This window comes from Novosphingobium sp. AAP83 (genome assembly GCF_001295795.1).
Classification (GTDB): domain Bacteria; phylum Pseudomonadota; class Alphaproteobacteria; order Sphingomonadales; family Sphingomonadaceae; genus Novosphingobium.
In genome coordinates, this window is sequence record NZ_LJHY01000004.1 from 69,676 (window position 1) to 94,165 (window position 24,490).

At 62.1% G+C, this 24,490-nt stretch carries 25 protein-coding genes; 11 read left to right on the top strand and 14 right to left on the bottom strand.

Features of this window, described 5'->3' with window-relative positions:
* The first annotated feature begins 5 nt into the window (after nt 1-5).
* The 4 genes from IP81_RS03255 (at nt 6) to IP81_RS03270 (ending at nt 3,746) form a co-directional block, all read left to right on the top strand.
* Entirely contained in the window at nt 6-1,019 is a 1,014-nt protein-coding gene (locus IP81_RS03255; RefSeq protein WP_054106550.1) for an alpha-ketoacid dehydrogenase subunit beta, read from the top strand.
* 11 nt (nt 1,020-1,030) lie between these two features.
* Nucleotides 1,031-2,473: a 2-oxo acid dehydrogenase subunit E2 gene (locus IP81_RS03260; RefSeq protein WP_054106551.1), complete on the top strand. Its 1,443-nt coding sequence runs from the start codon at nt 1,031-1,033 to the stop codon at nt 2,471-2,473.
* Nucleotides 2,470-3,000, top strand: coding sequence for a VOC family protein (locus tag IP81_RS03265; protein WP_054106552.1), 531 nt, complete (start codon nt 2,470-2,472; stop codon nt 2,998-3,000). The genes IP81_RS03260 and IP81_RS03265 overlap by 4 nt, the downstream gene beginning before the upstream one ends.
* An 80-nt stretch (nt 3,001-3,080) precedes the next feature.
* Complete coding sequence (locus tag IP81_RS03270) at nt 3,081-3,746, top strand: extensin family protein (RefSeq protein WP_054106553.1); 666 nt, start codon at nt 3,081-3,083, stop codon at nt 3,744-3,746.
* A 65-nt stretch (nt 3,747-3,811) separates the two neighbouring features.
* On the opposite strand, the gene IP81_RS03275 is transcribed toward IP81_RS03270, so the two are convergent.
* The 7 genes from IP81_RS03275 to IP81_RS03305 form a co-directional block, all read right to left on the bottom strand.
* Entirely contained in the window at nt 3,812-4,438 is a 627-nt protein-coding gene (locus IP81_RS03275; RefSeq protein ID WP_231626221.1) for a response regulator transcription factor, read from the bottom strand.
* 266 nt (nt 4,439-4,704) lie between these two features.
* A complete protein-coding gene (locus tag IP81_RS03280) occupies nt 4,705-5,463 on the bottom strand; it encodes a proteasome-type protease (protein ID WP_054106554.1) in 759 nt (252 codons plus the stop codon).
* A 95-nt stretch (nt 5,464-5,558) separates the two neighbouring features.
* Nucleotides 5,559-6,371: a transglutaminase family protein gene (locus IP81_RS03285; RefSeq protein WP_054106555.1), complete on the bottom strand. Its 813-nt coding sequence runs from the start codon at nt 6,369-6,371 to the stop codon at nt 5,559-5,561.
* 8 nt (nt 6,372-6,379) lie between these two features.
* Nucleotides 6,380-7,327, bottom strand: coding sequence for an alpha-E domain-containing protein (locus IP81_RS03290; protein ID WP_054106556.1), 948 nt, complete (start codon nt 7,325-7,327; stop codon nt 6,380-6,382).
* Entirely contained in the window at nt 7,327-8,760 is a 1,434-nt protein-coding gene (locus tag IP81_RS03295) for a circularly permuted type 2 ATP-grasp protein (protein WP_054106557.1), read from the bottom strand. Before IP81_RS03295 ends, IP81_RS03290 begins: the two co-directional genes overlap by 1 nt.
* Before the next feature lie 145 nt (nt 8,761-8,905).
* On the bottom strand, nt 8,906-9,709 hold the full coding sequence (locus IP81_RS03300; RefSeq protein ID WP_054106741.1) for a triacylglycerol lipase: 804 nt from the start codon (nt 9,707-9,709) through the stop codon (nt 8,906-8,908).
* A 100-nt stretch (nt 9,710-9,809) separates the two neighbouring features.
* A complete protein-coding gene (locus tag IP81_RS03305) occupies nt 9,810-10,364 on the bottom strand; it encodes a DUF3617 domain-containing protein (RefSeq protein ID WP_054106558.1) in 555 nt (184 codons plus the stop codon).
* Between the two features lie 126 nt (nt 10,365-10,490).
* Here IP81_RS03305 and uvrB point away from each other — a divergent pair, with 126 nt between their 5' ends.
* The 4 genes from uvrB (at nt 10,491) to IP81_RS03325 (ending at nt 13,939) form a co-directional block, all read left to right on the top strand.
* Nucleotides 10,491-12,692, top strand: a complete 2,202-nt coding sequence (gene uvrB, locus IP81_RS03310; protein WP_054106559.1) for an excinuclease ABC subunit UvrB — start codon at nt 10,491-10,493, stop codon at nt 12,690-12,692.
* Between the two features lie 97 nt (nt 12,693-12,789).
* A complete protein-coding gene (locus IP81_RS03315; protein ID WP_054106742.1) occupies nt 12,790-13,071 on the top strand; it encodes a type II toxin-antitoxin system RelE/ParE family toxin in 282 nt (93 codons plus the stop codon).
* Complete coding sequence (locus IP81_RS03320) at nt 13,046-13,363, top strand: HigA family addiction module antitoxin (RefSeq protein ID WP_054106560.1); 318 nt, start codon at nt 13,046-13,048, stop codon at nt 13,361-13,363. Before IP81_RS03315 ends, IP81_RS03320 begins: the two co-directional genes overlap by 26 nt.
* A gap of 9 nt (nt 13,364-13,372) precedes the next feature.
* A complete protein-coding gene (locus IP81_RS03325) occupies nt 13,373-13,939 on the top strand; it encodes a hypothetical protein (protein WP_054106561.1) in 567 nt (188 codons plus the stop codon).
* Here IP81_RS03325 and IP81_RS03330 read toward each other — a convergent pair.
* From IP81_RS03330 to tsaD, 4 genes are read right to left on the bottom strand one after another with little or no spacing between them, the layout of a single operon-like run.
* Nucleotides 13,936-14,436, bottom strand: coding sequence for a hypothetical protein (locus IP81_RS03330; protein ID WP_054106562.1), 501 nt, complete (start codon nt 14,434-14,436; stop codon nt 13,936-13,938). The two genes, IP81_RS03325 and IP81_RS03330, sit on opposite strands and share 4 nt — an antisense overlap.
* Before the next feature lie 19 nt (nt 14,437-14,455).
* Nucleotides 14,456-15,952, bottom strand: a complete 1,497-nt coding sequence (locus IP81_RS03335; RefSeq protein ID WP_054106563.1) for a lipopolysaccharide biosynthesis protein — start codon at nt 15,950-15,952, stop codon at nt 14,456-14,458.
* Nucleotides 15,945-16,940, bottom strand: a complete 996-nt coding sequence (locus tag IP81_RS03340; protein ID WP_054106564.1) for an NAD(P)H-dependent glycerol-3-phosphate dehydrogenase — start codon at nt 16,938-16,940, stop codon at nt 15,945-15,947. The genes IP81_RS03335 and IP81_RS03340 overlap by 8 nt, the downstream gene beginning before the upstream one ends.
* Entirely contained in the window at nt 16,937-17,989 is a 1,053-nt protein-coding gene (gene tsaD, locus IP81_RS03345; RefSeq protein WP_054106565.1) for a tRNA (adenosine(37)-N6)-threonylcarbamoyltransferase complex transferase subunit TsaD, read from the bottom strand. The genes IP81_RS03340 and tsaD overlap by 4 nt, the downstream gene beginning before the upstream one ends.
* 45 nt (nt 17,990-18,034) lie before the next feature.
* Between tsaD and hemC the strand changes: the two genes are divergently transcribed.
* From hemC to IP81_RS03360, 3 genes are read left to right on the top strand one after another with little or no spacing between them, the layout of a single operon-like run.
* Nucleotides 18,035-18,985 carry a hydroxymethylbilane synthase gene (hemC, locus tag IP81_RS03350; protein ID WP_082355934.1) on the top strand — a complete coding sequence of 317 codons (951 nt, stop codon included), beginning with the start codon at nt 18,035-18,037 and terminating at the stop codon, nt 18,983-18,985.
* Nucleotides 18,982-19,662, top strand: coding sequence for a uroporphyrinogen-III synthase (locus IP81_RS03355; protein ID WP_054106566.1), 681 nt, complete (start codon nt 18,982-18,984; stop codon nt 19,660-19,662). Before hemC ends, IP81_RS03355 begins: the two co-directional genes overlap by 4 nt.
* 29 nt (nt 19,663-19,691) lie before the next feature.
* Nucleotides 19,692-20,570, top strand: a complete 879-nt coding sequence (locus tag IP81_RS03360) for a mitofilin family membrane protein (protein ID WP_054106567.1) — start codon at nt 19,692-19,694, stop codon at nt 20,568-20,570.
* A 619-nt stretch (nt 20,571-21,189) separates the two neighbouring features.
* Here the strand turns inward: IP81_RS03360 and IP81_RS03365 are convergent.
* Genes IP81_RS03365 through IP81_RS03375 form a run of 3 tightly spaced genes read right to left on the bottom strand, consistent with a single transcriptional unit; the run spans nt 21,190 to nt 24,434 of the window.
* A complete protein-coding gene (locus IP81_RS03365; protein ID WP_054106568.1) occupies nt 21,190-22,107 on the bottom strand; it encodes an NAD(P)H-binding protein in 918 nt (305 codons plus the stop codon).
* 2 nt (nt 22,108-22,109) lie between these two features.
* The gene (locus IP81_RS03370; RefSeq protein WP_054106569.1) at nt 22,110-23,588 is read right to left on the bottom strand and encodes a carotenoid oxygenase family protein; all 1,479 of its coding nucleotides are present in this window, start codon (nt 23,586-23,588) and stop codon (nt 22,110-22,112) included.
* Between the two features lie 57 nt (nt 23,589-23,645).
* Nucleotides 23,646-24,434, bottom strand: coding sequence for a CmcJ/NvfI family oxidoreductase (locus tag IP81_RS03375; protein WP_197274504.1), 789 nt, complete (start codon nt 24,432-24,434; stop codon nt 23,646-23,648).
* Nucleotides 24,435-24,490 lie beyond the last annotated feature (56 nt).

The window sequence follows — 24,490 nt, forward strand, 5'->3', positions numbered from 1 at the left end:
GACTTATGCCAAAAATGATGTACCGCGACGCCGTTGTTACGACGATCGCAGAAGAAATGGCTCGCGACGAAAACGTCGTCTGCCTGGGTGAAGATATTGTCGGTGGCATGGGCACGCCCGGCGGCCCCGAAGCCATCGGCGGCATCTGGTCAACCTCGACCGGCCTGTTCGGCAAATTCGGCGCTGATCGCGTAATCGATACGCCCATCTCGGAAAGCGCGATCATGGGCGCGGCAGCAGGGCTCGCACTCTCGGGCAAGCGCCCGATTGCCGAACTGATGTTTGCCGATTTCATCGGCGTCTCCCTCGACCAGATCTGGAACCAGCTCGCCAAATTCCGCTACATGTTCGGCGGCAAGACCAAGTGCCCGGCGGTCATCCGCATGGCCTATGGCGCGGGCTACAACGCTGCGGCCCAGCACAGCCAGGCCGTTCACCAGATCCTCACCGGCATGCCCGGCCTCAAGGTCGTCATGCCCAGCACCCCTGCCGACGTGAAGGGCCTGCTCCGCACCGCCATCCGCGATGATGATCCGGTGATCTTCCTTGAACACAAGGCGCTTTACGGGATGAGCGGCGAAGTGCCCGACGATCCTGAATACATGATCCCGTTCGGTCACGCCCGCCTCAGCCGCGCCGGACAAGACGTCACCATCGTCTCCACCGGCCTCCTCCTCGGCTTTTGCGAAGCGGTGGCGGATAGGCTCGCAGCTGAAGGCATCGGTTGCGATGTGATCGACCTTCGCACCACCAGCCCGCTCGATGAAGAAACCATCCTCGATTCGGTCGAAGTCACCGGACGCCTGATCGTGGTGGACGAAGCCCCGCCACGGTGCAGCCTTGCAGGCGACATTTGCGCGCTGGTTGCCGAAAAGGCCTTTGCTGCGCTGAAAGCGCCACCTTTGGCCGTCAATCCGCCACACACCCCCGTCCCATTCGCGCGCGAGCTGGAATCTGCCTACCTTCCTTCGGTCGACAAGATCGAAGCGGCGGTGCGCAAGGTTCTCTCTTACCGCTGAGGAGCCAGAACATGGCCAATATCCGCCCGTTCTGCATGCCCAAATGGGGCATCGAAATGACCGAGGGCACCATCGCCGAATGGATGGTCAAGGAAGGCGACGCCTTTACCAAGGGCCAAGTCCTTTGCCTGATCGAAACCGCCAAGATCACCAATGAGGTTGAGGCGGAATACGACGCAGTGCTCAAACGCCTGCTGACACCTGCCAGCGAAGACGCCCATCCCGTGGGCGCGCTGCTTGGCGTCTTTGCCGATGCCGATACGCCCGATGCCGAAATCGACGCTTTCATCGCAGGCTTCAAGCCCGCTGAAACATCGGTTGCGGCAAAGTCTGGCAGCAGCGCGCCTGCGTCTGCGCCCGCCGCTGCACCAGCTCCGGCTGCGGCAGAACCTGCACGCGCACCCAGGAAGATCGTCACCAACCGCGCAATCAGCCCCGAAGCGCTCAAGCTTGCCGAAGCCGAAGGCGTGGACATTGAACCCATCGCAGGATCGGACCGTAATGGCCGCATCACCTATCAGGATGTGGTCCAGGCCACCCGCCCCGAACGCGCCGCCGCGCTGAAGGGCAGCGCAACGCTGATCGAGGACAGTGCCGAAGCTTTCGCATCACCACTCGCCCGCCGCCTTGCCGCAACCCACGGCATCGCATTGTCCGGCATCACCGGTACCGGCCCGCGAGGTCGCATTTCAAAGGCCGATGTCCTTGCACTGGTAAAGCCGACCACGGCGGCTGCGCCCGTGTTCGGTGCTGCGTTCGAACTGGTCGCCAATCCCGCCACGGTCCAACCGTTCGACAAGATCCGCAAGATCGTCGCCAAACGCCTGACCGAGGCCAAGCAGACCATCCCGCACTTCTATCTGCGCTCATCGGCGCGGGTGGATGATCTGATCGCCTTGCGCAAAACCGCCAATGTCGTGCTCGGTGCAAAGGCATCAATCAACGATTACATCGTCAAGGCCGTCGCCCTCGCGCTGGTCCGCCATCCAGATGTCAACGTCCAGGTTCATGGCGATGCTGTGAACAGCTTTGCCCATGCCGATGTGTCGATCGCCGTGGCCAGCCCCAAAGGCCTTGTCACGCCCATCGTCCGGCAGGCAGACCGCATGCACATAGCCCAGATCGCGGCCACCACCCGCGCCCTGATCGACAAGGCACAAGCAGGCAAACTCGGCTATGAAGACATGGACGGCGGCACTTTCTCCGTCTCGAATCTCGGCATGTTCGGCATCGAAAACTTCGATGCGATCATCAACCCGCCCCAAGGTGCGATCCTTGCCGTGGGCGGGGTGAACCGCGTCGCGGTCGAGGCGGATAACGGCGAAATCGCGTTCGAAAGCCGTATCTCCTTCACCCTCTCGGTCGATCACCGCGCGATTGATGGCGCGGCAGGTGCGCAGTTCCTGCAAACCTTCAAGAACCTGCTCGAAGCTCCAGAAGGGCTATTCGCATGACCCGCAAGATCACAGACCTTGGCCCGGTCGGCCAGCTCGCCTATCTCCCGCAAGACTTTGATGCGGCGGTAAAATACTGGACCGAGACGATGGGCGTCGGCCCGTTCTACCTGATGGAGAACGTGGCGCTGGGCGATTGCAAATACAAAGGTGTGCCCACAGGCGCGGTCTTTTCCATCGCCATCGCCTATTGGGGAGATGTCCAGATTGAACTGATCCGCGCGGAAAACGCCGAACCATCGATCTACACTGGCGAATATGCGGTAACCGACCGCCTGCACCACATCTGCATCTTCGTGGATTCCATCGATGAAGCCCGCGCAGCCTGTGCCGATGCGGGCGCGGAGATCCTTGTTGAGGGAACCGTCGGTGCCGATGGCGCGGTGATCTATGTCGATGCCGGAGGCGGCCCCGGCCACGTCATCGAACTGCTCCAGAACATGACCGGAGCCGACGGCATCTTCCAGATGATAAAGGATGCCGGCAAGAATTGGGACGGATCGGAACCCTTGCGCAAGCTCGGCTAATCGCCTGATTCCATCTCTCGTTATGCACGATCCGGCGCGTTGTTAACGCGCCGGTCAACGCCTTGTGCCAGACTTCGCCGATGGGCATAAAAGTCGTTACCGCGCTGCTATTGGCCACGCTGCTCGCGGGTTGCGCCGGTGCGCCCGATGGGCCGCAACGCCCTCCTGCGCGAAATACGGGCGCAGCTATCAACCAGACCCCGCAAGGACGGGCCTGCCTTGCCAGCCTGGGCACAGCGCAAGCAAACTTCACCCCGCTGCCCGATCGCTTCTTTGGCGCAGGCTGCGCCACACAGGGCACGGTCAGGCTGGACTGGCTGCAAGGCGATGCCGGACGCTTGGCGATCACCAACCTCGGCCCCGTTTCTTGCCCCTTGGCGCTCGCCATGCAAAATTGGGTGCGGTTTGGCGTAGACCGCGCTGCCCGCCAGATCCTCGGCAGTCCGCTCGCCCGGATCGAAACGATGGGCAGTTATTCCTGCCGCAATGTGGCGGGCACGCGGCGGCTCTCTGCCCACGCCACCGCCAACGCGGTGGATATCGCCGCCTTCCGCCTTGCCGATGGGCGGCGCATCAGCGTGCTGGGCGATTGGAACGCCACCTCGCCGCAGATCCGCGCCTTCCTGCGCACCATCCGCGATAGCGCCTGCAAGCGCTTCGGCACCGTCCTCACGCCCGAATACAACGCCGCGCACCGTGATCACCTGCACCTCGAAACCAGCGCCATGCGCCCACTTTGCCGCTAAACGCACAAGAAAAAGGCAGGGTTTTGCGCCCCGCCCGTTTCAAAACATGCTGATCGGTATCGGGATCAAGCGGCGATGTCGTCCAGCCCCGTTGCCTCGATGCGCAACCGCACCGCTTCGGCAGCGTGGCGCGCGCCGAGTTTGCCCATCATCTTCATACGGTGGATTTCCACGGTGCGCGGGCTGATATCCAGTTCGCGTGCGATGGCCTTGTTGCTGCACCCTTCGGCCAGCCGGTCCAGCACTTCGCGCTCGCGTGTGCTGAGCCGCGATATACGCTGGCGCGCTTCTGCTGCGCGGGCACGTTGTGCGCGGAATGAATCCGCCTCACGCGCCGCTTGCGAAACCGCTTCGTTCAACGGCGCGATCTGTGATGGCATGGCCAGATAATCCAGCGCGCCCGCCTTGATCGCACGAACCACCGCCGAAGTTTCAGGCGTTTCTGCAATAGCGATAACCGGAAGCCAGTGCCCTGCGCGCATCATCGCGGCAATCAGGTTAGGGATGCCTTCCCCCACCGGATCGTCTTGCGCCAGCACAAGGCCGCCGGATGGCGCGTGCGCCAAAAGCTCCTCTGCGCTTGCATAGATTTCAGCATGATGTCCCGCTGCAAAAGCAAGACGTGCCAGTTGAGCCCTGCGGGCGGTGTCACCATCTAGGATGTGAAGGGTTACGCGATCAGCCATAACCATAGTTAGTGACCCGTATGAAAAATAAAGCCATAGGGGTTAGTTTCGGAATGAACCGATTATCCAGAGGATTCAGGCAAACATACAGGTTTTTGCTTAGGAGCATCGCTTCAGGAACGGATCATTACCTTATGCGTTTTGGCGAAAAAACCGCAGCGCGCCGCTGAAATCGGTTCAACCAGATAGCAATGCGGCAAAATTCAGAAGCTTTGCGTTAACCATTTCTCCGAGCCTTAATGCAGGGAATTGATCGGCAAGGCGTGGTAAATTCAATTCGGTTCTTCACCATCCTGTTGGAAAGTGTATTCCGGCAAGGAATGGAAAGCCTGCCGTAAAGCCTCGCTCCAACTGGATGAAATTGCAGTGAAATAAGGGTCATTGGCCATGATCCGGCGCTGGTGCAGCGGCTCGAAACGGTCACGTTCGATCACCATGAGATCCAGCGGCAAGCCCACCGAAAGATTGGCAGCCAGCGTGGAATCGAAGGAAACCATTAACAGCTTGACCGCATCTTCAAAGCTCATCGTCCGGTCGTAACCACGCAAAAGAATCGGGCGGCCATATTTAGTCTCACCGATCTGGAAGAACGGCGTATCAAAACTGGCTTCGATGAAATTCCCTTCCGGATAGATCATGAACAGGCGCGGTTCCATGTCCTCGATCTGGCCCGCCACAATCATCGAGGCAGTAAAGCGTGGCCCTTCGGATTGCATGCCGCCATCCTGCCGCCCCTCGATCACACTGCGCAGCAAACCGCCCACTTGCGTTGCCACCTGAAACATCGTTTGCGCTTCAAGGATGGATGGGCGACGGTCGCTGGGCGCTTTGTTGCGCTCTTCCAATTGCGAAATCACCGCTTGCGTCGTGGCAAGATTGCCAGCGGTCATGATCGTGATCTGGCGCTCCCCCGGGACCGACCAGTGGAACATCTTGCGGAACACCGATATGTTATCGACGCCCGAATTGGTGCGGGTATCGCTCATCAGGACAAGTCCCTTGTCGAGCACCATTCCCACGCAATACGTCATGCCTTGCCCCGATTTTTCCTGTCGCGCTCTTAACCCGTCATGCTGCGCTTGGCAGCCAATGACCGAATCCGGCGTCTCTAAGTCGTATAGCAGCTTTATTGCTCGATGTGCTGTTGTTCCACAGCCAGCTTGACATGCATGGCCTCGTCACGCGCGCCATATCGTATACCGGTGATCGGTGCTGCATCCTTATAGTCGCGTCCGGTCGCCACGCGGACATAGCGCGCATCCGGGCTGATCCCGTTCGAGATATCAAACCCCACCCAGCCCAGCCCCTCGACATGCGCCTCGGCCCAGGCGTGGCCTGCGTCCTGTTCGATCCGGTCATCCATCATAAGATAACCGCTGACATAGCGCGCCGGAATGCCAATCGAACGCGCCGCGCCTATAAACACATGGGCATGATCTTGGCACACCCCACGCCCTGCGACCAGAACGCCCTCTGCCGTTGTCGCCGAATCGGTATAGCCAGCAGCATATTCCACGCGCTCCCGGATCAACGCCGAAAGGTTGTGCAGCGATGTCAGGACATTGGCCTCGGCAGGCAGGCCGCTCAGCAGGCCGCGTGTCCTTGGCCCGGTGCGCGTCAGATCGGTCTGCTCAAGAAACTGCCACATCGGCATAAAACCGGAATGGCGGCCGATGATCCCGGCCTCGTCATTGGTATCGACCAGCCCCTCGCACCGGATGGTCACTTCGCTGGTGCCTGCATCGAACGAGATCAGCGAGACATGATTGCAATTGGCATCGTCATATTCCACCTGCAGTTGCGCGCCTTCGAAGGTCATCTTCCATTCGATCACGCGCTGCCCGGACGTCGTCTTGGGCATCAGGCGCAAGCGTTGCAGGCCCCGGCTCACAGGCCCGGAAAACACGTAATGCGTGGTATGGTCAACGGCGATGCGCATGGGCGGCCTTATTCTGTAAAACGGTAATCACGCTGGATTTGCAGCGCGAGCGCGGTATTGGCGCGGATAAACTTGCCGATAAACTCGTGCAGCCCTTGCTCGAAAATGCTCTCGATCGTCGTGGTGTGGAATTGGCACGCCGCATCGCCCAGCATTTCGTGGCTCTTCACCTCGCTGCCATATTCGCGCGCAAGGCTGGCCAGATTGGATCGCAGCTTGGAATAGCAAAACGCCAGACTGCGCGGAAAACGCTCATCCAGAATCAGAAACTCGGCGATCCCGCGCGGGTCCATGCGCCCCGCATTCAGCCAGCGATAAGCCCGTTCACCGGCCACAGATCGCAGCACGTTTTCCCACTGCACATTGTCCAGGCTGGACCCAACATAGGACACCGAAGGCAATAGCACATAATACTTCACGTCAAGGATACGCGCGGTATTGTCCGCCCGTTCTATAAAGCTGCCAATCCGCGCAAAGTTGTAAATCTCGTTGCGCAGCATGGTGCCTTCCATCGCCCCGCGCACTTGCGTCGCCTGCCGCCGCACCAGATCGAGCACAGCGCCCAGCCGCGTTTCGGTAACCGGCCGCGCCAGCGCCTCGCGCAATTGCATCCAGCCATCGTTGACTGATTCCCACACCTCGCGCGTGATCCCGCCACGCACCATGCGCGCATTGGTCCGCGCAGCCTCGGTAATCGCCAGAATGCTACCCGGGTTGTCCTTGTCGCGCAGGATAAAGTTGAACACGTGGGGGCCGGTATAATCGGTCCCGTACCGCGCCTCGAACGCCTGCCGCAACCCCAGCGTGACGATAAGCGACCGCCACTCATCCACCGCGTCAGACGCAGAACGCGTCAGCGCCATACGGAAACCCGCCTCGATCAGGCGGGAAACATTTTCCGCCCGCTCAAGATAACGGAACAACCAGAATATACCGTTTGCCGATCTACCTAACATCAGTCGTCCAGTACCCAGCTATCCTTGGTGCCCCCGCCTTGCGATGAATTGACCACCAGTGATCCCTTTTTCAGCGCTACCCGCGTCAACCCGCCCGGCGTAATGTCGATCCCGTTGGGGCTGACCAGCACGAAGGGCCGCAAATCGACGTGGCGCGGCGCAAGCCCCGCCTTGGTCAGGATCGGCACGGTGGAAAGCGCCAGCGTTGGCTGTGCGATATAGTTCTCAGGCCGCGCCCGCAGCTTGGCTTCAAACACAGCCAGTTCCTTCTTGGAAGACGTAGGCCCGATCAGCATCCCGTAACCGCCCGAACCGTGGACTTCCTTGACCACCAGCTCGGCCAAATTATCCAGCACATATTGCAGTGATTCCGGCTCCGAACAGCGCCACGTCGGCACGTTCTGCAAGATCGGTTTTTCGCCGGTATAGAACTCGACGATTTCGGGCATGAACGAATAGATCGCTTTATCGTCGGAAATCCCCGTGCCCGGCGCATTGGCAATCGTGATCCCGCCTGCGCGGTAAACATCCATGATGCCCGATACGCCCAGCATGCTCTGCGGGTTGAACATCAGCGGATCAAGGTATTCATCGTCCACCCGGCGGTACAGCACGTCAATCGGCTCATACCCGCGCGTGGTGCGCATCGCGATGCGCCCGTTTTCCGCGCGCAAATCGCTGCCATCAACCAGTTCGGCACCCATCTGGTCTGCCAGAAACGCATGTTCGAAATAGGCGGAGTTATAAATCCCCGGTGTCAGCACCGCCACCAGCGGCGTCTTGCGATCACACGCAGGCGGTGCGCACGCGGCCAGACTGCGGGCCAGACGGCGCGGATAATCCGAAACCTCGCGCACCCGCACCCGGGTGAACAGCTCGGGGAACATCGCCATCATCGTCTCGCGGTTCTCCAGCATGTAGGAGACACCGGACGGGGTGCGGGCGTTATCCTCCAGCACCATGAAATCATCCTCGCCCGTGCGGACAAGATCGATCCCGACGATGTGCGTATAAACCCCGCCCGGCGGCGTGAAGCCCACCATTTCAGGCAGAAACGCCACGTTGTTTTTCAAAAGGCGCGCAGGCAAACGGCCCGACCGCACAATTTCCTGCCGGTGATACAAATCGTGCAGGAACGCGTTCAGCGCCCGCACCCGTTGTTCAATCCCGCGCGAAAGCTTGCGCCATTGCTGTGCGGTGATGATCCGGGGAACCATATCGAACGGGATCAGCCGCTCTTCGGCGTCCTCGTTCCCGTAAACATTGAAGGTGATGCCAGTGCGGCGGAAGAAGGCCTCAGCCTCGCTACCTTTGCGCCGCAACAAATCGGCTGGTTGTTCATCATGCCATTGGCAGTAACCGGCATAGGCAGAGCGCACCGAACCATCGGCATCGAGCATCTCGTCATATGACGCGGATAAAGGTTTTTTCATTGGCACATCCCGTCTGTATCTCAAGCTGGCACAACGGATCGGGTTTGCCAAGCGCATCCATGTTGCACTTGCGAAATAAATTTTGCGTCAAATTGTAACGATGGGCAGGCCCAGAGGGATTAGGCGGGGGGATCAGGCAGTGCGGTCAGTAAGCGTCGACCAGCCGGTTGACCATTGCTGCCACATCAGGATGTGCGGCAAACCCCAAATGCGTACACCGCATTGGCACAGCCAGATCACGCTCGTCCTTGCGCCCGCAAGCGGACCGCGGCGAAACAATGCCATCGCGCGCGCTCCACAGCGCAACGGTCGGCACTGGCGGTTTGACTGACATCTCGCGCCCGATCGGCGGCTCGTCCACTGAATGGCCGGTAATCAGTTGATAGGCCCGCCACGCGTTGTTGGCCCGGCGGTCGCCCGAAAACGGCGTGCCCATCGTAATCACCATCCGCACGGCTTCAGGATGCAGCCTCGCCACTTCGCGTGCAAATATGCCGCCAAGGCTCCAGCCGACCAGCACCAGCGGCTCGCCTTCCTTGCGCGCCATGGTGCAAACCCGCTCGCATAACCGCTCGAACCGCTCTTCGCTCGGCCCGAAGTTGAAACCCAGCCCCCAGTCGCTCACCCGGTGGCCCGCCGCTTGCAGCACTTTGCCCAGCGGCTTCATCCGCGCAGGATGTGTGCCAAATCCCGGCAACAGCATGACCGCGCGCGAAGGCCCCGTTGGCGTATCGGCCACGCGTCGGTGCCGCCCCTGTTGCCGGACCGCCTGCCAATGCTCGATTGGCGTCCGCAATTCGCCCAGCAACCGCTCCCACGCCGGCCCGCGCGATCCTTCCGGGCGCGGCTCAAACGCCAGCGCTTGCCGCCGCACGATCTCAGCGCGCAGCACGGCAAGCCAGGCCAATGCATGGCCCTTGCTGCTTGCTGCTTGTGGTTGTTTGATCATCATTTCCATTGCCTGCGCTCTATCGGACTAACGCCAGATGAACGCCAGCATTTCAGAAATGTTTCACATAAGTGTCAAGGTTCTCAAAAATGTCTTAAACCTAGGAATCTTCATTACCCTTACAATCGCCGACATGTTTGGAAGCAATTGCCATGGTCATGTTCATGTTCATGTTTTTGCCATTGGGCGCTGCGCCTTGCATATCCATTGTCATGTCATAGGTATCTGCGCTGTAAGTACCGGCAAGTTTCATCTTGGCTTCGGTCGTGCCGTCAGGCCCCTCGCCCTTGCACGTCATGGTTGCATCCACTTTGCCGCCGCCCATCTTGAACGTTTCGTACCGGCAATCGGCCCCTTCTTGCCCGAAGAATGAACCGTCGGGCTTCTCCGCCTCTTCCTTGGTCAAACAATTGGAATAAGTGCGGCCCTGCCCCAGCATCTGCTCCATCGCCTTTTTAGCTTCCGGTGGCATGCCTTCAATTTCAAACTTGGTGAAGTCCGTCGTCAGTTCCCACCTCCCCGGCTTAAGCTTCATCCCCGCATCGGCGACAGATTTGGCCACTTCGGCGGCTGAAGCATCCTTTTTCTCCACGGACTTGTCATCCCCGCAGGCAGACAGGGCAACGGCAAACATCAAGGCATAAGCGGCGCGCATCGGGTTTTCCTCCAGGAATGTGCCGCCAAGCTAACACCCCCAAACCAAAGCACCAGTGCGCAGCATCACCGTCCTTGCCCGATACGCCCTGTTGCGCGGACGTGGCTTGTTCCCCATATCGCAACCATGGCCGAACTCGTTATCCGCAGGGGACTCGAAGAGCCCGACACATCGGGCACTTTCGTGCCGCACCGCCCCGCCCGCCCGGATAAGGTCGAAGGCGGCAGGCCCTTCAAAGTCGTCTCGGAATATCAGCCCGCAGGCGATCAGCCCACCGCCATCGCCGAACTCGTCGCCGGGATTCGCGGGCAGAACGGCGGCGAAGGTGATATGACGCAAGTCCTGCTCGGTGTCACCGGCTCGGGCAAGACCTTCACGATGGCCAAAGTCATCGAGGAAGTGCAGCGCCCCGCCCTGATCCTTGCGCCCAACAAGATCCTCGCCGCGCAGCTTTACGGCGAAATGAAAAGCTTCTTCCCCGAAAACGCGGTGGAATACTTCGTCTCCTATTACGACTACTACCAGCCCGAAGCTTACGTCCCCCGCTCCGATACCTACATCGAGAAGGAGTCCTCCACCAACGAGGCGATTGACCGGATGCGCCACTCGGCCACCCGCTCCCTGCTCGAACGCGATGACGTGATCATCGTCGCCTCGGTCTCGTGCATTTACGGCATCGGCTCGGTCGAAACCTATTCGGCGATGATCTTCGATCTCAAGGCCGGCAGCACCGTCGATAGCGGCGAAATCATCCGCAAACTCGTCGCGCTGCAATACAAGCGCAACGACCTCGGCTTTGGGCGCGGCAACTTCCGCGTGCGCGGCGATAACCTCGAAATCTTCCCCTCGCATTATGACGACACCGCATGGCGCATCAGCTTCTTCGGCGACGAGGTGGAATCCATCGCCGAATTCGATCCGCTAACCGGCAAGAGCGGCGCGAAGCTCGATAGCGTGCGCGTCTACGCCAATTCGCACTACGTCACCCCCGGCCCCACCATGCAACAGGCCGCCAGCGCGATCCGCTTCGAGCTCACCGAACGGCTCAAGGAACTCGAAATCGAAGGCAAGCTGCTCGAAGCCCAGCGGCTTGAACAGCGCACCAACTTCGACCTCGAAATGATCGCCGCCACCGGCAGTTGCGCAGGGATCGAAAATTACAGCCGCTTCCTCACCGGCCGCCTGCCCGGCGAACCGCCGCCAACCCTGTTCGAATACCTGCCCGAAAACGCGCTGCTGTTCCTCGATGAAAGCCACCAGACCGTGCCCCAGATCAGCGCGATGGCGCGCGGGGACCACCGCCGCAAGATGACGCTGGCCGAATACGGCTTCCGCCTGCCCAGTTGCATTGATAACCGCCCCTTGCGCTTCAACGAATGGGACGCGATGCGCCCGCAAACCATCGCGGTCTCGGCCACGCCCGCGTCATGGGAAATGGAACAGGCAGGCGGCGTGTTCGCCGAACAGGTCATCCGCCCCACCGGCTTGATCGATCCGCCGGTGGAAATCCGCCCTGTCGAAGATCAGGTGCAGGATTGCATCACCGAATGTAAAAAGGTCGCCTCCAACGGCTACCGCACACTCGTCACCACGCTGACCAAGCGCATGGCCGAAGACCTCACCGAATTCATGCACGAAGCAGGCTTGCGCGTGCGCTATATGCATTCCGACGTTGAAACGCTCGAACGCATCGAACTGATCCGCGATCTGCGCCTCGGCGTCTATGACGTGCTCGTCGGCATCAACCTCCTGCGCGAAGGCCTCGACATCCCCGAATGCGGCCTTGTCTGCATCCTCGATGCAGACAAGGAAGGCTTCCTCCGCTCAGAAACCTCACTCATCCAAACCATTGGCCGCGCCGCCCGCAACGTCGATGGCCGCGTCATCCTTTATGCCGATCGCATGACCGGCAGCATGGAACGCGCCATCGCCGAAACCGACCGCCGCCGCACCCGCCAACAAGCGTTCAACGAACTCCACGGCATCACGCCCCAATCCATCATCCGCGACATCCACAACATCATGGCCGACACCGCGAGCCGTGACGGCGTGCTCGTCGATATCGACGCAGAAGGCGCCAACAACCTCGTCGGCCACAACCTGCGCGGCTACATCGAAGACCTCGAAAAACGCATGCGCGCCGCCGCCGCCGACCTCGAATTCGAAGAAGCCGGACGCCTGCGCGACGAAATCCGCCGCATGGAAGCCACCGAACTAGGCCTGCCAGCAGGCGAACACAAAGCGCCGATTGTCGGGAGGAGCAACGAAGGCAAACCGGGGACGCGCAAGACGCGGTACGGGAAGAGCCAGAAGAAGTGGGGGAAGTGAGTCGTTTATCCCCGAACATTGCCTAATTGCGGAAAGTCAACCTTGCGGAAAGCGATTCTAGCCTATTAATAGGGTGCTGCACTCAGGAACCGCAGCCATGATCATCAACTTCGCCAACAAGGAAACCGAGGCCATCTGGTCCGGCAAGCGCAGCCCAAAGCTGCCTGCCGATATCCAGAACCGCGCGCTTGCCAAGCTGGCGATGCTCGATGCCGCCGCCGAACTGGACGACCTCAAAAACCCGCCAAGCAACCGCCTTCATGATCTAAAGAAGGATCGCGCAGGGCAACATTCCATTTCCATTAACAAACAATGGCGCATATGCTTTGTCTGGAATGACGGAAATGCCCACGATGTCGAGATCACCGATTACCACTGATAGCGAATGGCTGCATAACCCGCACGCAGGCGAACTGCTCGTGTCGGAATTCATGGAGCCGCTGGAACTCGATTGCACGTCGCTGGCCGGGGCCATCGGCGTTGAACCTGTGCGCCTGTCATCCGTGATTGACGGTGCAGCACGGATGGACGGCGAACTCGATCTTCGCCTCGCCCGCTATTTCCGTATGTCCGAGGGCTTTTTCCTGCGCCTGCAAGACCAGTTTGAACTGCGTGAGGCCAAACGCGCGCTGAACGGTGATCTTGAACGTATCGTGCCACGCGCCGCCTGATCCCGCCCCATGAAGTTCCGCATCACCGCCGCCCTCGCGCTCACCCTCGCCGCCTGTTCCAAATCCCCCGCTCCCCCCATCCGTGAAGGTGCGCCGGAAAACGCCGTGCGGATGGCAATGCCGGAAGGCGAGGCTTTGCCGGGCATTCAGGACAATGCATCCACGCCGGACTGGGCCGCATCAGCAGATGGCCAATCGGCACGTTTCGGCCATCCGGGGGAAACACCGCTCGTCTCCGTCGCCTGCCGCACCGGCGTGCTGGTTGTCACCCGCCATGCTTTTGCGCCCATCGGTGCGCAGGCGCTGTTCGCGCTTGTCGGCAGCGATGGCATCTTGCGCCTGCCGGTCGATGCCACGGCCATTCCCGGCCAGCGCGGCTATTTGTGGCAAGGCAGTCTGGCCGCAGACGATGCCCGCGCAGATGTGCTGGGCGGGGCCTATACCGGCACACTACCGGGCGCTGGCATGATCAAGGTTTCCGCAGGCAGCGCGGCGCGCGATGTCGTGGCGCGTTGTAGAAGCGCCGCGCCCACCTTTGCGGCAGAACCGGTCAACCCTGCCCAAACGGCTGACTAAATCTTCCCGAACTTCGCCTCATAGGCAGCCGCATCGCCGCTTGCCAAAAGCTTGGCCTGCTCCACCCAGTTATCCCGCACGGCGCGGCCTGCAAACGATCCCAATTGCGCATCGATCCGCGCAATGTCCTCGTCGCTCCAGCCTGCAATCTGCGCAAAGCTGGTCACGCCCAGCGACGCCAGCAGAGCCTTCAGCTTAGGCCCCACGCCCTTGATCCGGCTCAGGTCGTCGCCCGCACCAACCGGCGCAGCCTCTGCCACTTCATCGGTCGCGGCATGGGCCACAATCTCGCCCACGCCCGCCATCGTCACCGCGCTCGGCGCAGCAATCAGCGCGTTGTTGCGTGTCGCAGGCGCAGCGCCTTCCGATAGAACGTCGGTATATTCGCGCTTGGCAGGAGCCGCCTTTGACCGGCCCCACATCCACCACACCACAACGGCGATCAGCAGGACGATCCCTGCCCAAACAAGATGATTGGTTTCGATCAATTCGAGCATGGCAAACCCCAGATAGGTATTACACCGCTTGCTGCTTGCGGAACAGCACGCGGTCATCGTGTCCGAAGGAACGGACCCACAGCATATAACAATAAATTCCCAGAATGGCAGGGATGCCCAGCGCCAGTTCGGCCCATTCGGGCAGCCACGTCACGCCCGAACCCACCGCCGCCGCAGGAATCACCGCCCAGGCAAGGCCCCAACGCCAATTGCTGATGCTCTGCCCCAGAATCCGCGCCAACATCCGCGATTTCACCATCGATGCCAGCCCCAATGAAAGCGCCAGCGCCAAAGCGGCAGCGGCGGCCACATACATCGGCCCCAGCCCCGCATTGCGCGCCAGCATGATCAGGCCAATCGTCAGCACGGCCTGAAAAACAATCGTCGCAAGGCTCACCCACAAGTTGCGGATGCGTGCGAGGTAAACCAGCGCCGCCTCGCTAACGACAGCCTTCGATGCCACCACTTCGGCCACCAGCAGGAACACCAGCGCCGCCGTGCCCGCCACAAAGTCCGGCCCGCCAAGGCCCATCAGCCCCTTGCCCGGAATGCCCAGCGCCATCGCGATGCCGATCTGCGCCGCCGTGATCCAGAAACCCACCTGACACACCTGCTTGGCAATCGCGCCGTAATCGCGGTCTTTCACGCTGCGCGTGATCACCGGCCCCAGCACCGGCTCGAAACTCGTCTTCAGCTTCTGCGGTAGTGATGCAAACTGTTGTGCAAAATAGTAAATCCCCAGCGGAGCCTCACCCACGAAGAAGCGCAGGATGAACACATCCAGCTTGCGCGTGCCCCATTCCACAGCGTCCGCTCCCGCCAGCGGAATGTTGCGCTTCGCAATCTGCCACAGCAACCCCGGGCGCGGATGCCACGCCTTGGGCAAGCCATAAGACCGCACCAGCGCAAACAGCGCCACGCCCGTCGCCGCCCATACCGAAAGCAGATAGGCAAGGCTCAGGCCCGATGCAGGCCACACCACAAAGAACACGCCCGCCGCGATGGAAATCGTCCAAGGCTCCACCACCGAACGCGCGCGCACCGTGGTTGCCACATCAAAGCGATAGGCCAGCGCCGCCAGCGCCAGATCGCCCAGTGCAAGGCCGGGGATCGAAAGCACCAGCAACCGGTCCGCCACAGTAAAGTTGCCGCTTGGGTGCATCGATTGCGGGAAAGCATAGATCATCACGCCCATCCCCAGCGATAAACCTGTCGCCAGCAAAAGCGCATCCCACACCGTATTGGCCGGAAGCTGGTCGCTTTCTGCCAATCGCTGCGCCAGCCCGCGCTTTTGCCCCAGCGTTGCGAGCATCCCGGCAAATTCCACCATCACCAGCGCCGATGCAAAGCGCCCCATCGCAGGCGCACCGTATAATCGGCTGGCAATGATCAGGAACGGAATGCGCGCCAGCAACCGCAGCAGAAATCCAAGGAAATTGGTTCGCCCACCCTTGGCGAGCGCGGCAATGTCTTGCTGTCCGGCCTGCTGTCCTGAAGGTTTCACGGCGTCAGACAAACGGATTTTCCGCCGTCAACGGGCGCGAAAGCAGCCCCGCCACCACATCGCGCGCAGGCACCGTGCCTTTCAGCAAGCTCACCACCGCATCCACAATCGGCATCGAAATCCCGCGCTCATTGGCCAGTTCCGCCAGCACCGGCGCGGTAAATGCGCCTTCGGCCACCGTCGTCTGCTCGGCCAGCACGTCTGCCGCACGCGCCCCTTCGCCCAGCGCCTTGCCCAGCGAAAAGTTGCGGCTTGATGTGGAAGAGCATGTCAGCACAAGATCTCCCAAACCCGATAGACCCGAAAGGGTTTCCGGCCGTGCCCCCAAAGCAAAGCCGAAGCGCTGCATTTCGGCAAAGCCACGGCTGATCAAGGCCGCGCGCGCATTCTGGCCCAGTTGCAGCCCGTCGACAACGCCGCAAGCAATCGCGAGCACGTTTTTCACCGCGCCGCCAATCTCTGCCCCGGTCACATCATCCGAATAATAAGGCCGGAACGCGGGCCGCGCGATGGCAGGTGACAGCCGCTTCCACTGCGCCTCCCCGCCCGCACAAGCCAGCGTCACCGCCGTCGGCAATCCCGCCGCCACTTCATGCGCAAATGTCGGGCCGGAAAGCACCGCAAGGCTGGCACCGGGCGCTGCATCGCGCGCCACATCGGCCATCAAGCGCCCTGTGCCCGCCTCGATCCCCTTGGAACACAGCACCACGTCTCCGCCGCGATGGCCGATCCCGCCCAGCACGCGCGCCAGATGTTGCGCCGGTGTCACCAGCAACAGCACCGGCACATCGGCCATATCGGCCAGATCGCCGGTCGCCCGGATCGAAGCGTGCAGCCTTGCCGATGGCAGGAACAGGCTGTTGCGCCGCCCTGCGTTAATCTCATGCACCAGTTCCGGCTCGCGCGCCCAAAGCAGCACCTCGCGCCCGTCGCTCGCCAGCATTTGCGCCAGCGCTGTGCCCCAGGCCCCCGCGCCCACGACTCCCACTTCCACGCTCATGCCTTCACCCCTGCCCCGCGCACCGGCGCGGCATTATCATCCAGCGGCCAGCGCGGACGCGCCGCCACATCCAGCGCATCTGTATATCCCAAAGCAAATCGCTCTGCGCCAGCCCAACCGATCATCGCGGCGTTGTCTGTGCACAGCTTTGGCGGTGGTGCCACCAGCGCCAGCCCATGCGTACCAGCCAAAGCCTCAAGGCTCCCGCGTAGCGCCGCATTGGCTGCCACGCCGCCCGCCACCACCAGCGCGGTCATCCCCGCCGAAGCCGCCCCCAGCGCAATACGCGTGCGATCGATCACGCAATCAATCGCCGCCTGCTGGAAGGAGGCCGCAATATCCGCATCGGCATAAAGCCCCGCGTCCTTCGCCCGCATCACCGCGCTTTTCAGCCCCGCAAACGAAAAGTGCACCTCTCCGCTGCCCACCAGCGGACGCGGCAGACGCACCGCTTTTGCATCGCCCTCGCGCGCCATCCGCTCCACCGCAGGCCCGCCGGGATAGCCAAGGCCCAAAATCTTGGCGGTCTTGTCAAACGCCTCGCCCAGCGCATCGTCAATCGTCGTGGCAAGGCGGCGATATCGCCCCACGCCCGCCACTTCCAGAATCTGGCAATGTCCGCCCGAAACCAGCAACAGCAAATAGGGGTACTGCAAATCGGGATCGGCCAGCCGTGGCGATAAAGCGTGCCCTTCCAGATGGTTGACCGCGATCAACGGCTTGTCCGCCGCCATCGCCAGCGCCTTGCCGGTCACCAGCCCCACCATCACCCCGCCGATCAGCCCCGGCCCTGCCGTTGCCGCAATCGCGTCCATATCCGCAAGGCCAAGCCCCGCATCGGCCAGCACCGCCTCGATCATAGGCGCCAAAACTTCCACATGCGCGCGCGCCGCAATTTCGGGAACCACCCCGCCATAGGGGCGGTGCGCATCGTCTTGCGAGGCAATGCGCTGCGCCACGATCCGCTGCGCCAGCGTCGTGCCGTTGCTGTCGATCACCGCGGCGGCGGTTTCATCGCAACTGGATTCTATACCAAGGATCAGGGCCATCAGGCGCTTTCCTCTAAAGATAATCCCGTTTACAGCAAGCGGTGCATGAACAGTTCTTCGCCCTCCGGCCTGCCCGCGCAGCCGCTTAAGCTCGGCACACGCCGCTCCCCCCTCGCCATGGCGCAAGCTTATGAGACGCGGACGCGCCTCTGCGCCGCGCATGGCTGGCCCGAATCGATGGTCGAACTGGTCCCCGTCACCGCCAGTGGTGACAAGATCCTTGACCGCCCCCTGGCCGAAATCGGCGGCAAAGCCCTGTGGACCAAGGAACTCGATGCATGGCTGTTCACCGGCGAAATCGATTTTGCCGTCCACTCGATGAAAGACGTTGAAACCGTCCGCCCTGAAGAATTCGTGATCGCCGCCGTTCTTCCGCGTGCCGACGTGCGTGACGTTTTGGTTGGCGCGGCCTCCATCCAAGCCATCCCGCACGGCGCGCGCGTCGGCACCAGCGCGCCGCGCCGCGCCGCATTGATGCTCCACGCCCGCCCCGATGTCACCGTCGTCGGCTTTCGCGGCAATGTCGCCACGCGCCTTGCCAAGCTCGAAGCAGGGGAAGCCGACGTCACCCTCCTCGCCGCCGCCGGTCTGCAACGCCTTGGCGAAACCGGCGTAGGCCAGCCGCTCTCGGAAACCGATTGGATGCCCGCCCCCGCCCAAGGCGCCATCGGCATCGAATGCCTCGAAGGCCGCAGCGATGTGCGCGCTTGGCTTGCCGCGATTGACGATCAGCCCAGCCACGCCGCCATCCGCGCCGAACGCGCACTGCTGCTGGCGCTCGGCGGCAATTGCCACAGCCCGATCGCGGTGCTCACCACGCACAACGATGCCACGCTCACCATGCGCGCCGCCATCTTCAGCCCCGATGGCAAAGTGCGGGTCGAAGCCAGCGAAACCTTCGCCCCCGCCGATGGCGAAGCCCCCGCCCGCCTCGCGCGTCACCTGCTCGAACAATCGCCCGAGGCCATCCGCGTGCACTTCCACGGAGCGGGATGACCGCGCGCCCGCTGTTCATCCTGCGCCCGCAGCCCGGCAACGCCGCCACGCTCAAGGCTGCCCGCCAACGCGGCCTTGATGCGCACAGCTTTCCGCTGTTCGAAATCGCGCCCGTGGCATGGCAAGCACCGCAAGGCCGGTTCGACGCGATCCTTGCCGGCAGCGCCAACATCTTCCGCCACGGCGGCCCACAATTGGCGGCGTTCGCATCCGTGCCCGTCATGGCGGTCGGTGCCACCACGGCGGATGCCGCGCGCCCAGCAGGCTTTGCCATCAGCCACATTGGCGAGGGCGGATTGCAGCCCATGGTCGAAGCCCTGCCCCCCGGCCATTACTTGCGTCTGGCAGGCGAAGACCGCGTTACCCTCACCCCGCCGCAGGATGTGCGAATCACCACAGAAGTGGTCTACGCCGCCCGCCCGCAACCCCTTTCACCGCCATTGCGTGCCCTGCTCGATAAAGGTGGCGTCGTCCTGCTCCACTCGGGCGAGGCTGCGCGCCATTTCGCCAACGAATGCGAACGCCTTGGAATCGTTCGTAATTGTATCGATCTCGCCTGCCTTGCCCCGCGCATTGCCAGCCTTGCAGGGCAAGGCTGGGGCACAATAGCCTCCGCATCAACAAGAACCGATGCGGACTTACTGGCACTGGCCGCGCGAATGTGCCAGATAGTGTGACTTCGGGGATACAGGACAAGTAAAAACGGATGCAGGACATCGGCCAAACTCCGCGTGGGGAAACCCCGCGCAGCGGAATGCGCACGCGAACCATCGCTGCGTTGATCGCTGGATGTGTGCTTGCGGGCGCTGCGGGCATGGCATGGCTCGGCTGGCGCAACGGCTTTGTCGATGTTGATCTGTCCGAAGGCGTGCCGCAACTGGTCACCGGCCCCACCACCGCCGCACCTGCGCCCACCCTGCCTGCCGATGAAACCGCCGCGCAAGTGCAACTGGCAAGCGCCGCCACCAAAGTCGCCCTGCTCGAACAGCGCATGGCCGAACTGAACCAGCAAGCCACCGCCGCCTCTGCCAACGCCACCCGCGCCGAATCGCTGCTCCTCGCCTTCGCCGCCCGCCGCGCGCTGGAACGCGGCCAGCCGCTTGGCTGGATCGAAACCCCCTTGCGCGCCCGCTTCGGCGCAACCCAGGGCGCTGCGGTGGATCGCCTGATCGCCGCCAGCACCTTGCCCGTCACGCTCGCGCAGCTTGGCGAACAATTCGAACTGCTCGCCCCGCAACTCGCCGGTGGCGCGCCCGATGAAGGCACATGGGACTGGCTCTCCCGCGAGGTCTCGAGCCTCTTCGTGATCCGCCACGACGATGCCCCATCCCCCGCCCCCGAAACCCGCCTCACCCGCACCCGCGCGTTCCTCGCCGGCGGCAAAGTCGAAGCCGCCATCGCCGAAATAGAACGCCTCCCCGGCAAATCCACCGCCACCGACTGGCTGGCCCACGCCCGAGACTACATGGCCACCCAGCGCGCCCTCGACCAGATCGAAGCCGCCGCCCTGATGAGCGCACAACCGGTCACCGCACCAAGCGCCGCGCCCAGCCCGACAGCAGAGGCGTCTGACGGGGCGTTTTAAGGGGTGGGCTGTCCGCTATTCGGCGTTAGCGATTAAAAGCTGCTGTTTAGGACACGACGCCTGTGTGGACATTGTCTGCACCCCGCATAATCTCGCACAAGTCCAAAAACTGCAGTCATCCTGAAGTTCATTTGTCATCGCAAGCCGCCTCCCGTCGCCCCGTGCTTGACACGGGGCTTGGCTTTTCTTTGCGGCGCGCGTCAAGAAAAGTGGTTCGCGCAAAGACCGCCGAGGCCGCAAAGACATATCATGGGGCGGCTTTGTACACTCCCCACATCTCTGCGCGAAAACAAAAAAGTGGGCCCACGGTTCAAGCCCGGGGTGACGATGTGTGTGGGGGGGAGGGAGAAGCGTCTCGCCTTTCTTACCCCCCTCCCGCTTGCGGGAGGGGTTGGGGGTGGGTTTTCCGGCCTCTGAAACTTCACCCGGCCCTTTGCCAAAAACACAAAAAACCCCGCGCCTCCCCTTTCTTCTCCGCGTCTCTGCGTGAACCCGAAGCGCAACAAAAAGCCCCCTCCTCTTCAGAGGAGGGGGTTGTGGGTGGTGGCATTGGGCCGCAGCGGCTTGTGATTCAGCGCCACCCCCCGGCCCCCTCCTCTGAAGAGGAGGGGGAGAGCGATCAAACCGACCGCAGCATCTCCACATTATCCTCGATCATCTGCCGCACCGAGCGCGCCTTGCGCCCTGTCAGCCGCTCGACATCATCGGTGCAGATTTCCAGAAATCCCCCCCGGATCGCCTGACCGAACGTCACCATGTCATCGCTGTTCCACGGGATACCGCCCACTTCCAGATCGTCCACCGGACGACGCGGGATGCCCATGGCGTCGAAGATCGCGTATTGGCTCTCGTCATCAATCGGCACAAATTCCAGCGGCTTGCCGATGATTTCTGCCATCAGCGCGGTCACCTCGCGGAAGGTCTGCAATTGCGGACCGGTGATGTTATATGTCTTGCCTTCGTGGCCCTCGCTGGTCAGCACCGCCACCGCGCTGGCGATGCAGTCATCACGCCAGACCATCGCCTCGCGGCCCTCGCCCGTATTGATCATCCACTTGCCTGTTGGAATCACGTTGGGCGCGGTCATCAGGATCATCGCATCGGCATAATGCGCATCGCGTAGCATGGTCCAGGCAGCACCGCTTGCTTTGATCAGCGTTTCGGTTTCAATATGGTCGTGCCGCACTTCGGCGGGGTTGGCCGGATCATCGATGCCGATAAAGCTGGTATAGATCACGTGCCCCACACCCGCGCCCGCCGCCGCATCGATCGCCGCCTTATGCTGCACCACACGTGCGCCCACGCGGGTGCCCGAAATCAGCAGCATCTTGTCCGCACCCTGCACAGCGGCGGCCAGCGTTTCGGGCTTGTCGAAATCGCCATAGCGCACATCGCAGCCTTGGGCTGCGCGCTCGGCCAGCTTTTCCGGCTTGCGGGTGATCAGGATCAGGTCAGACGCCCGACCTTGCGCGATCAGCGCGTCCGTCACGCCCCGGCCATAATTGCCCGAAGCGCCGGTGATAACGATCTTGCCCATGGTCACAGCGCCTCCAGTTGCGCCTGAGCCACCCACCAGCCGTGCACTTGCGGGCGCAGGCGCGCGGGGATGTGCACTTTGGCCACGGCCCCTGCGCCGATGTTGCCCGCGTCTACCACCCATGCTTCATGGATGAACTGGTTGTCGCCCGTTTGCTGGTCAACAATGAACACCAGCCAGCCGTCTTTCGCGGGATCAGCCGCGGGCACATGGACGGGTTCATTATACCCCGCCATCGGCGGCAGCGCCAGCGCGCCCGACACTTGCGGCGCAGGTGTGTCCATCCCGTCCAAACGCAACAGCATGTTGAAGCTCACGCCCACCGGCCCCGCAAACAGCGGCGGGCCTTGCAGCGCAGGGTTCATCGAAAGCATGAAGCCGAACGGATAGCGCTTGCCCTGGAACCTGGCCGGGATCACCGGAAAATCGCCGGGCGGGCCGATGATCGTCTCGGTCACTTCGCCGCCTTCGCTGCGCGGGTCCACGGTCCAGCGGGTCAGCGCGCCGACCACGTCCTGCGGCCCCATGAAGATACCCGAGGGTTCGCGCACAAAGGCAAAGGCGTTGGTATTGTTCAGGCACGCATCGAAGTGCAGCATGCCGTCTGCATCCTCCCACGCGTTCATCATATGATATGAATGGCAGCCCTTCGGCCCTTTGAACCACTTGATCTCGCTTACATCGCCATAGCGCGGCATCACGCCCAGCCATGAATCCAGTTCCGGCTCATGGTGCCAATGCTCCCCGCCCGCCTTCAGCCGGTCAAGGTCTGCCGTCGTCGGGTAAATCGGGAACAGCGCATAGTTCTCGCTGATCGTGAAATCGTGCATCATCGCGCAATAGGGCGCATCGAACCACTGCTCGCTCTTCAATGTGCCATCGGCTGCTACCACGCAATAGGCCACTTTGGTCGAAGCCTGCCCGTCGGCCTCATAGCCATAGAAGAACAGCTCACCCGTCGCGGCATCGATCCGCACATGCGCGGTCATCGTCTCGCTCTTCAGCGCACCGCCAAAGTCATACGATCCGATGGTCTCCAGCGTGATCGGGTCCACCTGATAAGGCCGCCCGTCTTCCTTCGCCATCAGCAGCCGCCCCGCGTGCCACACCGGCGTCGTATTTGCCACGGTGCGGTCCACGCCAGCCACGCTGGCGTCATCGGTAAACGGATTGCGATACTTGCCAAACAGCGCCTTGCCCGCGGCTTTTTCAGCCAAGTAGCGCGCGGTTTCGACATACTTCTGCGCAAAGTCTGCGGTGCCATCGGCATTAAACGACAACCGGCTGACCATGCCATCGCCCGAAAGCGTGTGATCGCTATCGAACATCGGCGCAAAGGCGGGATCGGGCAAGGCGCGATAGAAACTGCCGCGCACTTCGGCAGGCAGATCACCCTCCACGCGTAGCCCGCGCAGATCAAACTCTTGCCCGACCGGCTCGTTCAGGCCCTGAAAATAGATCGACTGCGGAAACGCGCCCATGTCCAAACCCTCACCCTAACGATTGTTACGGTGACTGTAGCGCCTTTCCGCCCGATATCAAGCCCACCACCACGCCGTCGCGCGCATTTCGATGCTCACCCGTGGCGGCGCATCGGCAGGGCAGTCGGGCATGTCAAACGCCACATGCGGCACATGGTGCGCACGCGCGGGATCGCTGTCGTTGGTCTTGAACAGCACCGCGTCATTGATCGTCAGATCGGGATACCAGTACCACTTGTGCGCCGGATTGTGCGCCACCACCAGCCCCTCGAACGACCACTCCGGCTTGCCCGCCTCGTCAAACACCGCATCGGCCGCAATCAGATCGGCGGCGGCCAGACTACGCGCATCGCACAGCGCCAGCGGCACATCCTGCGGCGGCGCGGAAATCGCGCGCCACACGTTGTAATGCGCCGACCGCGCATAGGCGCGACCGCCTGCCCCGCGCCCCGAAAACTGCGCGGCGGTCACATCCGAAATGTCGATATGCGCAAACCGCGCGGGCATCGAATTGTTGAGGCTGCCCGCCTTGCCCGACCGTTCCGAAAAGCGCAGCACGCCGGGCGCACCCACATGCACAAAGTCCGCGCCCGTCACCGCCTGCACCAGTTCCTCGATCTCGCGCATATGCACCCGCGCCACTTGCTCGCGGTCGGCAAAGTCGGTGACAGCGCTGGTGTGTTGGAGAAGCTGGAAGCCCTCGCGGTCAATCGTCGCCCCCGCCGCCTGTGCATCGTGCATCACCATGGGCGAGCACACGATCTCGACCTCGTCCTTCTCATGTGCATTGGCATAGTAGCGTGGCCGTGCAAACTTGCGGCCCGAATAGGCAATCTGTGCTTCCATCATGCTCTCCTTGTTCGCCCCGCTTTTGCGCAAGGTCCGGTCCTACCCCCCTCCCG

Excerpts from the sequence above, each read along its gene's own strand:
- IP81_RS03295 (WP_054106557.1), bottom strand. The coding sequence starts at position 8,760 with ATGAAAAAACCTTTATCCGCGTCATATGACGAGATGCTCGATGCCGAT.
- IP81_RS03305 (WP_054106558.1), bottom strand. The coding sequence starts at position 10,364 with ATGCGCGCCGCTTATGCCTTGATGTTTGCCGTTGCCCTGTCTGCCTGC.
- IP81_RS03270 (WP_054106553.1), top strand. The coding sequence starts at position 3,081 with ATGGGCATAAAAGTCGTTACCGCGCTGCTATTGGCCACGCTGCTCGCG.
- IP81_RS03370 (WP_054106569.1), bottom strand. The coding sequence starts at position 23,588 with ATGGGCGCGTTTCCGCAGTCGATCTATTTTCAGGGCCTGAACGAGCCG.
- IP81_RS03280 (WP_054106554.1), bottom strand. The coding sequence starts at position 5,463 with ATGACGTATTGCGTGGGAATGGTGCTCGACAAGGGACTTGTCCTGATG.
- IP81_RS03340 (WP_054106564.1), bottom strand. The coding sequence starts at position 16,940 with ATGAGCGTGGAAGTGGGAGTCGTGGGCGCGGGGGCCTGGGGCACAGCG.
- IP81_RS03330 (WP_054106562.1), bottom strand. The coding sequence starts at position 14,436 with ATGCTCGAATTGATCGAAACCAATCATCTTGTTTGGGCAGGGATCGTC.
- IP81_RS03255 (WP_054106550.1), top strand. The coding sequence starts at position 6 with ATGCCAAAAATGATGTACCGCGACGCCGTTGTTACGACGATCGCAGAA.
- IP81_RS03300 (WP_054106741.1), bottom strand. The coding sequence starts at position 9,709 with ATGATCAAACAACCACAAGCAGCAAGCAGCAAGGGCCATGCATTGGCC.
- IP81_RS03325 (WP_054106561.1), top strand. The coding sequence starts at position 13,373 with ATGAAGTTCCGCATCACCGCCGCCCTCGCGCTCACCCTCGCCGCCTGT.
- uvrB (WP_054106559.1), top strand. The coding sequence starts at position 10,491 with ATGGCCGAACTCGTTATCCGCAGGGGACTCGAAGAGCCCGACACATCG.
- tsaD (WP_054106565.1), bottom strand. The coding sequence starts at position 17,989 with ATGGCCCTGATCCTTGGTATAGAATCCAGTTGCGATGAAACCGCCGCC.
- IP81_RS03375 (WP_197274504.1), bottom strand. The coding sequence starts at position 24,434 with ATGGAAGCACAGATTGCCTATTCGGGCCGCAAGTTTGCACGGCCACGC.
- IP81_RS03320 (WP_054106560.1), top strand. The coding sequence starts at position 13,046 with ATGTCGAGATCACCGATTACCACTGATAGCGAATGGCTGCATAACCCG.
- IP81_RS03260 (WP_054106551.1), top strand. The coding sequence starts at position 1,031 with ATGGCCAATATCCGCCCGTTCTGCATGCCCAAATGGGGCATCGAAATG.
- IP81_RS03365 (WP_054106568.1), bottom strand. The coding sequence starts at position 22,107 with ATGGGCAAGATCGTTATCACCGGCGCTTCGGGCAATTATGGCCGGGGC.
- IP81_RS03360 (WP_054106567.1), top strand. The coding sequence starts at position 19,692 with ATGCAGGACATCGGCCAAACTCCGCGTGGGGAAACCCCGCGCAGCGGA.
- IP81_RS03275 (WP_231626221.1), bottom strand. The coding sequence starts at position 4,438 with ATGGTTATGGCTGATCGCGTAACCCTTCACATCCTAGATGGTGACACC.
- IP81_RS03265 (WP_054106552.1), top strand. The coding sequence starts at position 2,470 with ATGACCCGCAAGATCACAGACCTTGGCCCGGTCGGCCAGCTCGCCTAT.
- IP81_RS03285 (WP_054106555.1), bottom strand. The coding sequence starts at position 6,371 with ATGCGCATCGCCGTTGACCATACCACGCATTACGTGTTTTCCGGGCCT.
- IP81_RS03315 (WP_054106742.1), top strand. The coding sequence starts at position 12,790 with ATGATCATCAACTTCGCCAACAAGGAAACCGAGGCCATCTGGTCCGGC.
- IP81_RS03355 (WP_054106566.1), top strand. The coding sequence starts at position 18,982 with ATGACCGCGCGCCCGCTGTTCATCCTGCGCCCGCAGCCCGGCAACGCC.
- IP81_RS03290 (WP_054106556.1), bottom strand. The coding sequence starts at position 7,327 with ATGTTAGGTAGATCGGCAAACGGTATATTCTGGTTGTTCCGTTATCTT.
- hemC (WP_082355934.1), top strand. The coding sequence starts at position 18,035 with ATGAACAGTTCTTCGCCCTCCGGCCTGCCCGCGCAGCCGCTTAAGCTC.